Origin of the sequence: Actinomyces provencensis (assembly GCF_900155435.1) — a bacterium.
In the GTDB taxonomy this organism is placed as follows: domain Bacteria; phylum Actinomycetota; class Actinomycetes; order Actinomycetales; family Actinomycetaceae; genus Pauljensenia; species Pauljensenia provencensis.
Genome location: NZ_LT700212.1, coordinates 1,969,995 through 1,984,364 on the forward strand (window position 1 = coordinate 1,969,995; position 14,370 = coordinate 1,984,364).

Genomic DNA, 14,370 nt, shown 5'->3' on the forward strand with positions numbered 1-14,370 from the left:
TGTCCCGCCTCATCTGTCTGGTGGAGCTAGGGGGATTCGAACCCCCGACCTTCTCATTGCGAACGAGACGCGCTACCAACTGCGCCATAGCCCCAAGGCCCGGTCAGTTTAGCACCCGTGCAAGTCCAGTGCATATTTCCAGTTCAACCACGGTTTGGTGGCTCTCTCCCCCACACGCAGAGCAGACGGGATCAGCGCCTGGGAGCCGGTCCTCCGCCCGTCACTGGGCACGTCGGTTGTCGAGCACTGCGTCCAGGTCGAAGACGACCGGCTGGGAGGCGGCGACGTCCTCCGTGGAACGGGCGTTCTCCGCACCGTGTCCACTGGCCTGCGGACGGGCGGGCACCGCTGCGTCGACGGCGGGGATCCCCCGCAGGTCGGTGTCCGCGTGGACCTCACGGCCCACCACGCGGGCGCGTGAGGCGTAGGTGGGGGTCGGGACGGCCGACACGCTCCACGTACGAGGCCCGACCGTGGCCTCCCGGGACCCGGCCGCAACCTCCCGGGGCCCGACGGTGTCCGGCCGGGGTGTGCCGACCTCCGGGGCCCCGGAGCATTCCACGGTCCCGCTGTCCTCTCCCGCGTCGTCCAGGGGCGCCTCCACACCCACCGGGGTCGGGGCATCCGAGGACTCGCCCTGAGCCGCTCCACGGTCCCGCGTCCCTGGAGGTGCGTCCAACCGTTCGACCCCGTCGACGGCGGCCACCGCCCCGCCTTCCCCGTCGACGCCGGGGCTGGTCGACGACCCATCGGCACCCGATGTCTGTACCTGCTCCGCCGGGGCGCGGACCGGGCCGGATGTGCGTCCCCTTGCGGGGGGCACACGTCCCGCACGGGGGTCGAGGCCCTCGCGCAGCTGGCGCAGACGGGCGTCCTCGCGCCGCCCTTCGGCCTCGGACCTGACCGCCGCCCACCGTGAGGTGCCCAGGGCGGCGGCGAGCAGGGCGGCCGGCAGCGCGACCCAGGACCAACCGAGCAGGGAGAACGCTGCCAGGACCACGACGACCAGGGTCGCCACGGCGGTCACTGCGGAGGCCAGCAACCTTCGCTGACCGGCCGCACGTTCATTGGCGAGTCGCGCCGCCCGGCGTGCACGCAGCTGGGCGATCTCGTGGATCCGGGCGTTCTCACGGTGGACGGCGCGCGCCCCCACGACGGGACGGCGACCGTCCTCGATGTGCGACGACATGGTGCCTCCTGTTGCTCGGTGCCCGGACGCGGACGCCAGGAGGCGCCGCTCAGGGGATCGACACGTGTCCTGTGACCCCTCCTGGTCCCCGTCCTCCGTGCGCAGCACCCTCATCCTGGGGGAGAAGCGATCGATCTCCCTCGACTGGGTGATGGCAGTGCGCTTGGCGACGAGGTGTGGGAGCAGGAGCAGACACACGATCGCCACCGCTGCGACGACGACCACGCCTCCATACTCCACGGTCACCACGCTACGGTGATCACTCCCCCACTCCGCCCGACACCCCTCGCGTGTTGGGTTTTGCAGGGATCCAGGACGCAGCGACCCCCGGTCTCAGAGCGGCGAGCGACCCCACACCTTCGCGACGAGGCCTCTCTCGGGCAGGTCCTCGGAGTCGACCGCGAAGGCGATGTGGTCGGCCCACTGCCCCGCGATGTTCATGTAGCGCACCTTCAGGCCCTCCCGGCGCAGGCCGAGCTTGCGGCACAGACCCAGGGAACGCTCGTTCTCGGGGCGGACATTCACCTCGATGCGGTGCAGTCCGAGTTCACCGATCACCAGGTCGACCATCATGGCCACACACAGCGACCCCACCCCCCGGTGGGCCTGTCCACCGGTGACCCAGTAGCCCAGCACCCCCTGGCACATCGCTCCCCGCTGGACGTTGGACAGGGAGAACAACCCGACGACGTCGCCGTCCAGTTCCGCCACCATGAGCAGCGACTCGCCCCGCCTCTGCTGTCGGTCGACCCTGCGGCGGAAGGTCGCCAGGTCGGGCAGGTCCTCCGTGGAACCCGACGGGAGGGTCGCCTCCCACGGTCCCAGCCACTTCCAGTCACGCCGCCTCACCGCATCGATGCGCAGGTGGTCGCCACCGAGTGCGGGCCTGAGGACGAGCCGACGGGGCAACGACGCCCCGGGGCCGCCCCCGCGCAGGAACCCGCGTCCGACAGGGTCCTCCACGACCAGGGTCAACTCGTGGGGCCTCCGCCCCCACACGCGCGTCGCGAAACCGGGGGACATCAGTCGAGCACCATGCAGCGCAGGGAGTCCCCCGCCCGCACGTTCGTCACGTCCTCGGGCACGATGGCCAGGGCGTTGGACTCCGCCAGCGCGGAGAGCAGCAGGGAGGCAGGGGCTCCCATGACCTTGGCCCGGTAGCCGGAGCGGGGGTCCCCGCTCAGACGTACGCGCACGAACTCACGCCTGCCCCGCGGTGAGTACCAGGACCGGTCCACCTGCGCCTGGATGCTGGGGCGGTTCAGGACCGTCCACCCCTGCATGTGGCGCAGTGCCGGGCGGACGTAGACCTCGAAGCAGACCTGCGCCGAGACGGGGTCACCGGGGAGGCAGAAGATCGGGGTCCCCTCCCCCACGGTTCCCACACCCAGGATGTGCCCGGGCCAGGCCGCGACATTGTCGAAACGGACGGTGCCCAGGGCTCCCAGGACCTCGCGCACCGTGTCCCCGGACCCGTAGGAGATGCCCCCGGTGGTGACGACCAGGTCGGCGCGGACCAACTGGTCCTCGATGGTGGTGCTGAGGATCTGGCGTTCGTCGGGAACGGCGGCCACGCGGAAGGTCTGTGCCCCTGCGTCGGCGACCGCCGTGGACAGGGCGTGCCCGTTGGCGTCGAAGACGGTGCCGGGGCGTGCCTCGCGTCCCGGCTCCACGATCTCGTCACCGATGGAGATGATCACCACGCGCGGACGGGGGCGTACGACCACCCGGGAGCGTCCGACCCCGGCGAGCAGGGCAACCTGGCGCGCACCCACGCGCGTCCCACTGCGCAGGACCACGCGGCCCCGCTCGACGTCCTCGGCGCGCCGCCGGATGTTCTCCCCCACCGCCGGCTGCGTCCGCACGGCCACGCGCGCCCGACCGTGATCGGTGAAGTCGAGGGCCACCACGGAGTCCGCCCCCGTGGGCACCGGCGCCCCCGATGCGATCCGGATGGCTGAACCGACCACGAGGGCCGCGGGGTCCACGTCCCCGGCGCGGACCTCCTCCGTCACCGTCAGCTCCACCGGGGCATCGGGGGTGGCCCCGACCAGGTCCTCGGAGCGCACCGCGTACCCGTCACACGCCGCGAGGTCGGCGACGGGGAGGTCGAAGGGCGCCTTGACGTCCTCCGCCAGCACGCAGGAGACGGCATCCACGAGCTGCACGTCCAGTGGTGGCTGCTGGCCCACTGCGGCCAGGCAGTCCTGGTAGAAGTCCGCGACGGAACGCACGCCCGATCAGTCCTCCGTCAGCCCGCCGGTGACGTCGGCAGGGACACCGCACCCCGGGTCCGGGTTCGGCACGGGCCCGGTCGCGGGGAGTGGGCCCATCCCATGGGCTGCAACGGGGGCGACTGTGTGACGAACGGACGTCGTGGTGTCTGCCATGATGGTCACACTAGCGGAACGGTGGGGACGGGACGGGTCATGACGACGCGCAAGGCCGCAATCCGGAGGGAGGTCCGCGCCTCCCGCGCGCAGCGCCTCAGGGACCGCGACGGGGACGCCCGCACCGGGGACCGCGCCGGCATGCTCGCCTCATGGGTCCGGGTCCTCCGGCTGCTCGACCTCCCCATCGAGGGCACGCACCCATCGGGAGCACTCCCGGCCCTCTTCGTGCCCACCTCCACGGAACCCGACGTCCGCCCTCTGATCGACGCCCATCCGCGTTCCCTCCTCCCGGTGCTGGTCACGGCCGGGGGTGTCCCCCTGGCTGCCCCTGCATGGGCCATCCACGAGGGCGACTCCGCGGCCCTGACCCGACCTGATCCCCGGCGACCGGCCCAACCCCGCTCCGGGCTGCTGGGACCCGAGGCCCTGCGTGCTGCGTCCGTGGTGCTGGTGGCCGCACTCGCGGTGGACCTGTCGGGCACGCGCCTGGGCCAAGGAGGCGGGTGGTACGACCGCGCGCTTGAGCACCTCCGCCCGGGTGCCCCCGTCATCGCAGCAGTCTTCGACGAGGAGGTCCTGCCCGAGGGGACCCTGCCGCGCGAGGTCCACGACCATCCTGTCGATGCGGTGATCACCCCGACCAGGGCCCTGTTGCTGGGCTGAGGGCGCTCCCGTCCCCGCCCCACAGGCACAGGCACAGGCACAGCTGTCCACTCACGTACGCGGGGGAGGAGACCGGTGCACCCCGTCCACAGGGAAGCGAGCCCGACCCCTCCCGCCCACAGCAGACGGAACCCGACCCAGCCCGTCCACAGGCGACGCAACCCGACGCGCCGCGTCCACAGCGCCACTGCGTCCGGCGCGCCACCCCGTCCGTCGTCGTGATGGGCTCGGCCCATGGACACCGACCGCCTGGCCCGCACTCTGGCACGCACCCGACCGCTCCTCACCGCCCTCCTCCTGGCCGGTCTGGTGGTCTGTGCGCTCCTCGCGCTGCGTCCGACGCCCGAGGGCGTCACCGTCCTGGTCGCCCGGCACACCCTGGAGGACGGGGAGGCCCTCGGCCGCGAGGACGTGAGGGAGGTGCGCGTCCCACCCGAGGCACTCCCGGAGGACGCCTGGGACGTCGGAGCCGAGCTCCCCGCGACCTGGGACGGAGCGCCCCTGCCCGCGGGCACCATCCTGAGTGAGTCGAACGTGGCGGGCTCACCCGCCTCCCGCGGGTTGGGACCCGGGGATGCCCGGCTGATGCTCACGGTTCCCCTCGACCAGACGGTCGGGCTCCAGACGGGTGACACCGTGGACATCTGGTCCTCACCCCACATGTGTGACCGGTCGGGCTGTGCGGCCTCTTTACTGGCCGAAGCGGTGCGCCTAACCTCGATGGTGGTCGACGAGGATTCCTCGTGGGGGAACTCTCCCACTGCGCGGGTGGGTCTCGTCCTCCGGGCAGTGGACACCGGCCGCGTCCTGGGCCACACCGGGGCGGGAACACTCAGCTTGGTGCTGCGCCCGTAGGAAGGCGGGCCACCCGTCAACACAGAGGAGACTCCCCATGATCCAGGGCTTCAAGGACTTCATCTCTCGCGGCAGTGTCATCGACCTGGCCGTCGGCGTCATCATCGGTGGTGCATTCACCGCCGTCATCGACGCCGTCGTCGACAAGTTCATCAACCCACTGATCGGTGGCATCTTCGGCAAGCCGAACTTCGACTCGCTGCTGCAGTTCACCATCGGCACCGGGGACAACGCCGCCCTCGTCCAGCCCGGAGCGATCCTCACCGCCCTGGTCAACTTCCTGCTGGTGGCCATCGCCCTGTACTTCTTCATCGTCGTGCCCATGAACAAGCTGGCTGCGATGAACAAGACCAAGGTCGAGGAGGCCGAGCCGGAGCAGACCGAGGAGACCAAGCTCCTCGTCGAGATCCGCGACCTGCTCGCCCGGGAGATCCCCACCACCAAGTGAGGCATCCGGGTCCCGGCCACCGGTCGGCTCCCGTCTGACGCGTATGAGGGCCCCGCACCACCTGGTGCGGGGCCCTCAAGCGTTCCACCCGGCCGTGCCCGGGTGCAGGTGCCGTCCAGGTCGGTTCAGGTCCTCGGTTGGGAGTGAGGGGGCACGTTGTCCAGCAGACGACGGTCATTGGCCCCGTCGCCACGGTCCGGGTCGGAGCCGTCGACCGCTGACACGTCCTCCGGACCGATCCTCTCCTCCCACGAGGGTGGCAGCCCCTGCTCGATCAGGCGGCGGTCCACCTCCGACACCCGCACGACGCGGCGCCCGCCCCGACGCCGGGTGGAGCGCTGGGTCCCGGCCTCGTCACCGGCACGGGGCGTCTGGCCGCTCATGCCCTGGGCGCTGTGCGTCGCACGACGTTGTGGAGGACGGCGTCGGACTGCGCACCCCTGCGGGTGAGCCCCAGCGCCTCGCGGAGTTCCTCGACCATCTGGTCCTCGTCGCGCCCGACCCCGTCGGAGCGCACCCAGTCGGCCAGCTCGTCGAGCTGGTCGTCCCCGTAGGCTGCCAGGGGCAGACCCCGTGCGATCGCGGGACGCGGCCCACGCGCGAGGGCTCCCTCCCCAGTGGACGCCCCTGCGTCCGCAACGTCCTCCGGCTCCGCGCTCCCGGGGGACTCCAGGGTGTCCAGACGTTCCCTGATGCCGTCCGTGGCTGCGACCTGGGCATCGAGGACGGGATCCACCTCCGGCAGGTCCAGGGCCGCGTCCTCGGGGATCTCCACGACGTCGGCGGCTGATCCGTTGATCTCGTCGACGGCGTCGAGGACCACCTGGACGATCTCCTCGGCCTCGTGCTGGGGATCGATGAAGACGGCCATGGACAACTCCGTGCGGACCTTCCACCCCTGTGCCTCCAGGAGTGCCGGCCAGACGCGGTCGCGCACACGCTGGGACGGCTCCGAGACGTAGGCATCGTCGTCGGTGAGCACTGCGACCAGCAGACGCCCGGGGACCTCGGGGTGCCCGATCGCCAGGGGGATGCGCATGCCTCCCTCGATCCCGACATTGGGGACGACCTCGAGGCCCATCCCGTACAGCCGGTCGGCCAGGTCCACGAGGAGCCTGTCCGGAGCGCTCTCGAGGGTGGGCCATTCACCGGGTCCGGTCCCCGACCCGCCCTCGGCGACCTCCAGGAGATCCGCGAGCATCTGTGCACCCTCTGCGGAGAGCCTGGAGCGGTCGAGCTCCGAGGCCCTGATCGAGGAGACCACGGTGAGGTCCCCACGCACGGCCCGCAGGACGTCGGCCATCGCCGAGACACCCTGCCGGGTGGAGAGGACCCCGAAGTCGTGGAGGACGCGCCCGTGCGGCGTCTTCGCGAACCCGACGGCGATCACCACGCAGTCACGGCTGAGCCCGCGGGCACCCGCGGGGTCGGTGACCACGAAGGGCTCGGCCGGTTCCGGGCCGAAGAAGGCTGCCAGGCCGGGGGAGGACTCCACCTTGCGGGAGACCGCCTGACGGATGCGCGTGGCGTGCAGCGTGTTCAGGGCGATGACCGCCAGTGAACGGTCCGGTTCGGTCAGCGCATGCTCGACGACCAGGTCCACCACGGCCTCGACCTCCGCCGTGGAGGACTCCACTGCGGCGACACCCGGGGCGGGCATCCCGGAGCCCTCCGCCCAGACCCCCCGCACGGCGGCACTGGCAGTGGTCCAGGGGACGGGGACGCCCGTCCCCTCAGCGCCGTGGGCGCTCAGCAGGCGCGCCACCTGGTCGTTGAGCTGGGACGGCCTCACCTGCAGCCGGGTGGCGGGAAGCACCTGTGCCAGTGTCGCTGCCGTGCCTCCGGGCTCCGCCCGCGACAGGTCGGCGACCACGACGACCTGACGCGCACGGGCGATGAGGGGCACCAGCTCCGCCAGGGGCAGGTCCTCCACGTCGTCGAGGACCACGAGGTCGACACGGTGCCCCTCGGGGACCAGGTGCGGAACGAGCGTCGGGACGGTCATGACCACGGGGACCAGGTGGGAGACCAGGCCGTGCCGTGAGAAGAGTTCCGTGGCGGGCAGGCCCGCCTGGAGGGCGGCGAGGAGGTCACCCTGTTGTTCGGGCCGTGTGGCCAGGGCCTGTCGACGCAGCCGGTGCAGGCGCTGCAGTGCCTGGGGGGTCAGGGAGGCGACCTGGGCGAGGTCCAGCTCCCGTCCCTGCTCCAGCATCCCCTCCAGACGCGCCGGGTCGAAGCCCCCCAGTCGCGGCTCGGAGGCCAGCATGGTCCCCAGGACCGAGGCCCACCAGGCGAGGTCCAGCTCCGCGTCGAGCAGGTCGTCACCCACGTGGCGGTCCCGCATGTCCGCGGCCAGGTCCTCCAGGCCCGCTTCGGAGAGCGCCTTGAGCACCGCCACACGCTGCGGGAGCTCACGGGCACCGTCCGGGTCCGCATCGAGACGGTCCAGCAGACGCGCCAGGTCCGTCACCGGCATGCGGGCCAGATCAGGGTGCGAGGTGGACAGCAGGGGCGAGAGCCGGTCGAGGTCAGTGCGCACGGAGGCGGCGAGTGCGGCCGCCTCGTCCAGACGCCTGGGCAGCTTGGGCCAGCCGTCGGAGTCACAGTGCCTGCGCCAGACGTCGCGCTTCTCCTGGACCAGGATGAGTTCACGGTGGAGGTCCTCCACGTGGCGACCCGGCCGCACGAGGTCCTTCGCCTGCTTGACGAGGCGCGAGCGCTGGGACCGCTTCATGGTGATGCCGTGCTCACGCCTCCACTTCTTGGGGGCCGTGGCGATGACCATGTCGGCGGCGGAGCGCTCGAAGATGGTCGGTCGGAACACGTCGAGCGCGTCGCGCACGCCTTCGAGCATGCGCAGCTGTTCCTCCCACTGGGCCAGGGTCGTGGCGGTGACGATCCCCGTCTCCCCGGCGACGGCACCCATCTGGACACGCATCTCGGGCAGGGTCTCGGTGGCGAGGCGCTTGACGCGCAGCAGGACGTCGGGGACCTGCTCCGCCGAGTTGATGACCACACCTCGCCAGGCGACGTGATCGCTGGCGCGGGCGAAGACCCCCAGCGCACTGGCCCGGTGGAGCAGGGTGCGTGCGCGTTCACCCTGGTCGTGGGCGACGTCGGTGAGGACGTCCTCGCGGAGCCTGACGCGCGTGCGCGGGGCGGGGTGGGCTCCCGTGAGGTCGGTGAGCACCTGGAGGGCGTCGTAGGCGGAGGCACCGAACCGTTCGAAGGGGCGGTGGAGGTACGTCGTGTAGGAGGACAGCGCTTCGCGCACCCGGCGCAGCTGCGCGCGCATCTCGTCGACCTCGGCGGGGTCGACCACGTCGGAGGTGTCGGCCATGGCGTCCGAGAGTCGGGCGCGCAGTCCTCCGCCGACATCGGCGCCGCCGTCCACCCGTACCGCGAGCTCGTCCAGACCCAGTGCGCGCAGGCGACCCTCGACCCGCGAGGTGCGCGAGGGTGAACCCGCGACATGGAGCGTGGAGCGGCCCCTGGAACCGGAGTCCGCCAGGATCGCCGCGAGGACGGGGGTGTCGTCCCCCCCGTCGGGCACGTCGATGACGAGGGAGTGCCCACCGGCAACAGCCTCGACCACGTCCTGCTGGCGTGGGGTGAGGTCCCCGGCCCCGGTCTCCTCCCAGGGATCCCGGTCGACGGGGTTCGGTGCAGGGAGTGCACCCAACGTCTCGGAACGTGCGCCCTCGTCCCCTGCCAGCGCGCGCACGACCTGGCTCACGAGGAGGGTGGAGGGGTGGTCGAGTTCGCGCAGGAGCACGGTGGCGGGATGCTCGAAGATCCCCAGGACGAGGTCGTCGCGCAACTCGAAGCGCGGGAGCGCCCCACCCACCCCGCGCAGCGTCGAGAGGGCACGGGAGGGGGCGAAGCCGTGGACGGTGCGGGCGTCGGCGAGCAGTGTCGGCATGTCGATGGCCACCCGCACGGCCGCCAGGGCCGCGGCGAGCTCCGGTCCGATCTCCGCACCGGGCCTCAGTGTGATGAGGACGTCCCCGCCCTCGTCCTCCTCGAGGAGGACCGGTCGCAGCATGGCCGGTGAGGACATGCGGGTGTCGCCCTCGTCCCACAGCGCGCGCCCGATGGCCAGGTGGACGGGGCCGATGCCGTGGCGCGCGGTGAGTTCACGTGAACGTGCCAGGATCCCGCGCGCCTGCTCCAGGGCGCGTGCATGGGCCGCGGGCCCGCGCACCAGGTTGGACAGGCGGGTCGTGTGCTCGGCGTAGAGCTGGGCGAGACCCCCGGGGTGTGCCAACGACAGACTGAGTCGGGGGGCGCCGTCCGCAGCCTGGTCGGCCGCGGTGACGGCAGCGAGCTCGTCACGCCACTGGGCCACTGCTGCGTCCAACTGGGCTGCTTCGGGCGCGGGAGCGCCACCCGGATGTCCGGAGCCCTCCGGATCCGGGGCCTGGGGTCGTGAGAAGAGACTGGGAGCCACGCTCCCACGGTAGTGTGCGCGGGCCCGGGCGTCTCGAGGCGTGCCGGTCTTCCCACGATCAGCCATCCGGATCCCTCCTCCCGAGTCCCCTGACCGCCTCGCGCACACACGGGTCGGGGCCCGGGGACGGTGTCCCCGGGCCCCGCTGGTACCCGCGCCGACCACGGACGCCCCGGACGACCGGGACCCCGCGGAGGGATCGTTACTGGGCCGCCACGCGGTTCTCCGCACTGACCATCCACGACAGCTTCTCGAAGTCGGAGATGATCTCGTGCAGGAGGTCAGCGGTGGTGGGGTCCTCCGAGTCGACGAGGTCGTGCACCTCGCGCACCGTGGCGACGGTGTGGTCGAGACGCTCGGTGATGAGGTCGATGGTGCGGTCCGTCTGGACCTCACCATTGGGGTAGGGCGGCAGCGAGGTGGTCGCTGCCACGGTGGCGCTGCGCCCGTCGGGCACGGCGTGGAGTGCACGCAGGCGTTCCGCGATGACGTCTGCCTGCTCACGGGCCTCGTCGACGATCTCGTCGAGCTGCAGGTGCAGGTCGCGGAAGTTCTTGCCCACCACGTTCCAGTGCGCCTGCTTGCCCTGCAGGTGCAGTTCCGTCAGATCGACGAGCACACGCTGCAGTGCAGTGATGAACGCGTCGGATGCGACGAAGCCGGACTCGGAGCCCTCCAGGCTCGTGCGGCGCGCACCGGCGTCGGCGGACGGTACGACGGTCTGTTCAATGATGTCGGTCATCCTTCTCCCTTGCCTTCCTGTCGGTCGTGGTCCGGGAGGGACCCCCCGGGGCCGCCCGGGGCTGACACCCCAACAGTAGGCCCGACCGCGGGCATTTTCCACGGGAAGGTCCCGGCGGGACAGAAGGGCGGCACGGCCACCGTCGTCACGTCGGACGCCGCGCTCGACGCGCGGGAGGGTCGCCTAAGTGGCACCGACCCGTGCGGCACGGTCCTTGTGGGACATCCCCTCTGCCACACGGGCAACTCCCACGACCTCACCGAGTGTGCCCACTGCGCTCTCTCCTGCGTCTCCTCCGCGATGGTAACGTCCAGGCCGGTGAACTGGCGGGGCAGGTGCTCAGGCCGGATCCTGGGCAGGAAGGATTCGGTCGACGATGTCGTCGATCGTCACAGCGACACCGTCGTCGACGAGACCCCTCCTGATCAGGCTGCGTGCCGCCTGGAAGCTCCGTGAAGCCCCGATGTCGACCGATGCCGCGACCTGCTCAGCTCTCTCCACCGCTGCCACGAGGTCCTGGTGATCCCCGTCCGTCCCGTCGTACGCCGGGAATGCGATGTCGAAGATGTGCTTGTCGAAGTCCCGACCGCCGAACAGTCCCTGGTTCTGCAGGGGCTTGACACGGGCCAGCAGGGTTGAGGAGTTGAGAATGCCGACCAGGTAACGCCCCTCTGCGAGTGATCGGGCCGGGGCCCAGTAGAGCTTGTGCTCGACCACGGCTGCAGGATCCACGACCAGACTCGCCGCCAGAGAGTTCCCGGAGGCCGAGTAGACGACCCGCTGTGGAACGTCGAGTGGCAGCTGGGCACTCAACTGACCCGAGTAGTCAATGCGAAGACGCAACGGCTTCCTCTCCGTCCTCACACGGTGCGCCTCCCACTGCTCCTCGACGGTGGCCCACCACCGGGACATTCCGGTGTACTCGTCGATCTCGTCCTGCGGGGCCAGGGCCGAGGGGTCCTGCAGACCGATCGGGAGGACGGCCTCCAGCGGCTCCGTCATCCGGTAGGGGAGCAGGGTCTCCCCCAGATGGACGGGGTGGACGAAGGCGCGCTCGACAGTCCCCGTCAGGTCAGGCACGTCCTTCCACGGCTTCTTCTCCGTGGAGCTGCGCCGGGACCGGACACGGACACGTCCCGCACCCGCCCCGAGCGGGCCGGCGTCCTCCTCGACCACGAAGAGCAGGGCGCGGGGAACGATGATGGCGCCTTGGCGGAACTTCCTCTTGTAGGGGGAGACCTCCTGGGCCCCTCGCGGGTCGAGCACGCTGACGCGACTCGGCTCGCGGTCGAGCTCGGGCTCGAACTCGGACCAGGACAGTGCCGAGGACGAGGTGTGGGCGGTCCAGGCCTCGACCCGGGCGGGCATGCGTTCCGCGGGGCCGGACGTGACCTCACCCCGGATGACACACGAGACCATCGGGAAACCGGTGGCCGCAGCCGCGCCGGTGAGGTCCCACGCCCGGTCGAACCGGGCCCTGACCGGAAGGCCCCAGTCCCCCGAACGGAACCCGTCGTGCGGCTTGCGCGTCAGCGTCCCCTGCGGCATGACATAGGCGAAGCGCGCGCCCGGCGCCGCATAGAGTTCCAGTGCGCGTACGACGAAGAGGGTCGACAGGTCCCGTGCCGAGGCCCCGAGTGGTCCGGACAGCAGGTTCCGTGCACGCGCCAGGGTCCGGTAGCGCGCCTGCATGTCCGCCGTCATCTTGTTGAAGCGCAGCCACGGCGGGTTGCCCACCAGGACGTCCACCCGGTTCCCCGGTTGTGTCAGCCAGAGCGGACGGACCAGGTTCCGCACGTAGTATCCCCAGATGTGGTCGCGCCCTGTCCGGTTCAGGGATCGCCAAGTGGCGAAGGTCTGGGTGAGGACGCTCTTCTCGTGGGAATCCGTGACCTTCGCACGCCGGAGAATGGGCTCGATGAGGGTCCGGTCCAATGTGTCCGACGTGTCCTGGGCACTGTCGGCCATGTCGGAGAGGAGGGCATCGAACCTGTCTGCCTCCACCGCCACCGACCGCGGGAAGACCAGGTCATCAGCGAACAGCGTGCCGCCCCCACCACTGACCAACTCATCCCCTGACGTCGACACCGTGAGCGTGTCGTCCCCGGCGAACAGGTCCTGGTGGTCCTCCCACTGCAGTGAGTCTCCCAGGAACACCGGCACGCCCAGCGGTCCGCGGTCCGTGGCGGTCAGCCTCTCCGAGCCGATCGCCAACAGGTAGGTGACCCGCGCCAGGGTCACGGCGACCGGGTGGACGTCCATGCCCAGGACATGGGTGGTCAGACCCTCCAACGCCTGCCCATTGGAGATCCCTGCCTCGTCGGCCGCCCGGAGGTAGGCGTGCACCGCGTGGAAGACGAATGTGCCCGACCCGCAGGCCACGTCCGCGCAGACCTGCCCCAGGGGGTCGGTGTCGACGTCCGCGATCATCGCCTCGGCCAACCAGTCCGGTGTGTAGTACTCACCCAGGGATTCCCGCGTGCTCTGGGAGATCACGGCCTCGTACAGGTGCTTGAGGACGTCGTGGTCGGGGCGGGACCAGTCGAAGCGTGACAGGCGCGTCGCCAGTGACCGGACGAACTGGTCACCGCCCTCGACGTCGGCCGGCCAGTCGAAGAAGTCCGACTCCACGACACCGCTGATCTGGGAGTCCCGGAACCTCGCACCCGACACCAGGTCCCTGGCCGAGAGTCCCCCCGTCCGGGAGATGTCGAAACCGATGACGGCATGGGCGATGATCTCACCGATGAGGACCAGCAGCGTGTGGTCGACGAACAGGTCCTGGTCGTCGTCGAAGGAACTACCGAATGCCGTGCGCAGGAGCTTCGCCCACAGCTCCCGCTTGAGGCGTACCTCGGGGGAGGCCGAGCCCGCCGCGTAGAGCGCGTGCAGCGTCGCGTGGTCGGCCGCGTGGGCCGGGGAGTCCGCCCCGAGTGCCCGGACGATGGCCTCGGCCGACGGACGCACGTGCTCAACCGTGGCCAGGACCGTCCCCAACCAGTACCGCAGGCGCTCGGTGTCCGCAGCTGAGGAGATCACCAGTGGATCGCCTGCCGGAAGCACTCCGTCCCCGTCCGGGTCGGGGACGTAGAGCCGCCACTCGTGCCCGTCCGTCAGGACACCCAGGTACCGGGCTCCCTGCTCACTCGAGCGACGCTGGAGGTACCCGGCCAACTGGACCTCGGCATCCGCGCGAGTCGTCCCGCGCGAGAGGTCCTTCTTGACCTCGATGACGGTCGTCCCCGCCTCGATGTCGATCCTGCGCCGCGTCCCGTCCCCCACCTGGGACTCCATCGCGACATCCAACATCTGGTCGTCCGAGACGTCGAGACCGGCATGAAGGATGAACGACCGGATGTCCGCCTGCAACGTTGCCTCTGCCCTGACGGGGTCCCTGTGTGAGATGCGAGCGACGATGGACTCCGGAGTCTCCATGACACGACCCTACGTCTGCGACGCCCGTCGCAGGTGGTGTTCTCGTGCGGGGACGCAGGGCACCTGCACCACGCGGGGCGTGGGCCGACACCTGCGCGGCGATCTCCCCGCGCACGGCTCCGGACTGCGGGCACCGGGGGCCGAAGATCTCGTCGGAGGTCAGGACGACGGGAGTCGTGAAGGTCCGACCTCGAG

General features: G+C 70.9%; 10 protein-coding genes and 1 tRNA gene. 3 read left to right on the forward strand and 8 right to left on the reverse strand.

The features are described from left to right. Window positions 1–18 precede the first annotated feature (18 nt). The 4 genes from BQ9890_RS08730 to BQ9890_RS08745 form a co-directional block, all read right to left on the reverse strand. Window positions 19–94: transfer RNA gene (locus BQ9890_RS08730), tRNA-Ala, on the reverse strand. A gap of 126 nt (window positions 95–220) precedes the next feature. Continuing rightward, window positions 221–1,435 (reverse strand): hypothetical protein, encoded by a 1,215-nt coding sequence (locus tag BQ9890_RS08735; protein ID WP_143226288.1) that lies wholly within the window; start codon window positions 1,433–1,435, stop codon window positions 221–223. An 87-nt stretch (window positions 1,436–1,522) separates the two neighbouring features. After that, on the reverse strand, window positions 1,523–2,212 hold the full coding sequence (locus tag BQ9890_RS08740) for a GNAT family N-acetyltransferase (RefSeq protein WP_075890890.1): 690 nt from the start codon (window positions 2,210–2,212) through the stop codon (window positions 1,523–1,525). After that, entirely contained in the window at window positions 2,212–3,423 is a 1,212-nt protein-coding gene (locus tag BQ9890_RS08745; RefSeq protein ID WP_075890892.1) for a molybdopterin molybdotransferase MoeA, read from the reverse strand. The genes BQ9890_RS08740 and BQ9890_RS08745 overlap by 1 nt, the downstream gene beginning before the upstream one ends. A 195-nt stretch (window positions 3,424–3,618) precedes the next feature. Between BQ9890_RS08745 and BQ9890_RS08750 the strand changes: the two genes are divergently transcribed. The 3 genes from BQ9890_RS08750 (at window position 3,619) to mscL (ending at window position 5,548) form a co-directional block, all read left to right on the forward strand. Next, complete coding sequence (locus tag BQ9890_RS08750; protein WP_075890894.1) at window positions 3,619–4,245, forward strand: 5-formyltetrahydrofolate cyclo-ligase; 627 nt, start codon at window positions 3,619–3,621, stop codon at window positions 4,243–4,245. Window positions 4,246–4,479: 234 nt separating this feature from the next. Next, complete coding sequence (locus BQ9890_RS08755; protein ID WP_075890896.1) at window positions 4,480–5,100, forward strand: SAF domain-containing protein; 621 nt, start codon at window positions 4,480–4,482, stop codon at window positions 5,098–5,100. A gap of 37 nt (window positions 5,101–5,137) precedes the next feature. Further along, complete coding sequence (gene mscL, locus BQ9890_RS08760; RefSeq protein ID WP_075890898.1) at window positions 5,138–5,548, forward strand: large conductance mechanosensitive channel protein MscL; 411 nt, start codon at window positions 5,138–5,140, stop codon at window positions 5,546–5,548. 125 nt (window positions 5,549–5,673) lie between these two features. Here mscL and BQ9890_RS08765 read toward each other — a convergent pair whose 3' ends face one another. The 4 genes from BQ9890_RS08765 to BQ9890_RS08780 all read right to left on the reverse strand — a co-directional run bounded on the left by BQ9890_RS08765 (window position 5,674) and on the right by BQ9890_RS08780 (window position 14,175). Then, window positions 5,674–5,931 carry a toxin gene (locus tag BQ9890_RS08765; protein ID WP_075890900.1) on the reverse strand — a complete coding sequence of 86 codons (258 nt, stop codon included), beginning with the start codon at window positions 5,929–5,931 and terminating at the stop codon, window positions 5,674–5,676. Beyond that, window positions 5,928–9,998: a prevent-host-death family protein gene (locus BQ9890_RS08770; protein WP_143226289.1), complete on the reverse strand. Its 4,071-nt coding sequence runs from the start codon at window positions 9,996–9,998 to the stop codon at window positions 5,928–5,930. The genes BQ9890_RS08765 and BQ9890_RS08770 overlap by 4 nt, the downstream gene beginning before the upstream one ends. 202 nt (window positions 9,999–10,200) lie before the next feature. Further along, window positions 10,201–10,740, reverse strand: coding sequence for a Dps family protein (locus BQ9890_RS08775; RefSeq protein ID WP_075890902.1), 540 nt, complete (start codon window positions 10,738–10,740; stop codon window positions 10,201–10,203). 339 nt (window positions 10,741–11,079) lie between these two features. Continuing rightward, complete coding sequence (locus tag BQ9890_RS08780; protein WP_075890904.1) at window positions 11,080–14,175, reverse strand: N-6 DNA methylase; 3,096 nt, start codon at window positions 14,173–14,175, stop codon at window positions 11,080–11,082. Between the last annotated feature and the right edge of the window lie 195 nt (window positions 14,176–14,370).

Bases quoted from the DNA above. Each gene is read 5' to 3' on its own strand.
- mscL (WP_075890898.1), top strand. From the start codon at position 5,138: ATGATCCAGGGCTTCAAGGACTTCATCTCTCGCGGCAGTGTCATCGAC.
- BQ9890_RS08780 (WP_075890904.1), bottom strand. From the start codon at position 14,175: ATGGAGACTCCGGAGTCCATCGTCGCTCGCATCTCACACAGGGACCCC.
- BQ9890_RS08750 (WP_075890894.1), top strand. From the start codon at position 3,619: ATGACGACGCGCAAGGCCGCAATCCGGAGGGAGGTCCGCGCCTCCCGC.
- BQ9890_RS08755 (WP_075890896.1), top strand. From the start codon at position 4,480: ATGGACACCGACCGCCTGGCCCGCACTCTGGCACGCACCCGACCGCTC.
- BQ9890_RS08740 (WP_075890890.1), bottom strand. From the start codon at position 2,212: ATGTCCCCCGGTTTCGCGACGCGCGTGTGGGGGCGGAGGCCCCACGAG.
- BQ9890_RS08775 (WP_075890902.1), bottom strand. From the start codon at position 10,740: ATGACCGACATCATTGAACAGACCGTCGTACCGTCCGCCGACGCCGGT.
- BQ9890_RS08765 (WP_075890900.1), bottom strand. From the start codon at position 5,931: ATGAGCGGCCAGACGCCCCGTGCCGGTGACGAGGCCGGGACCCAGCGC.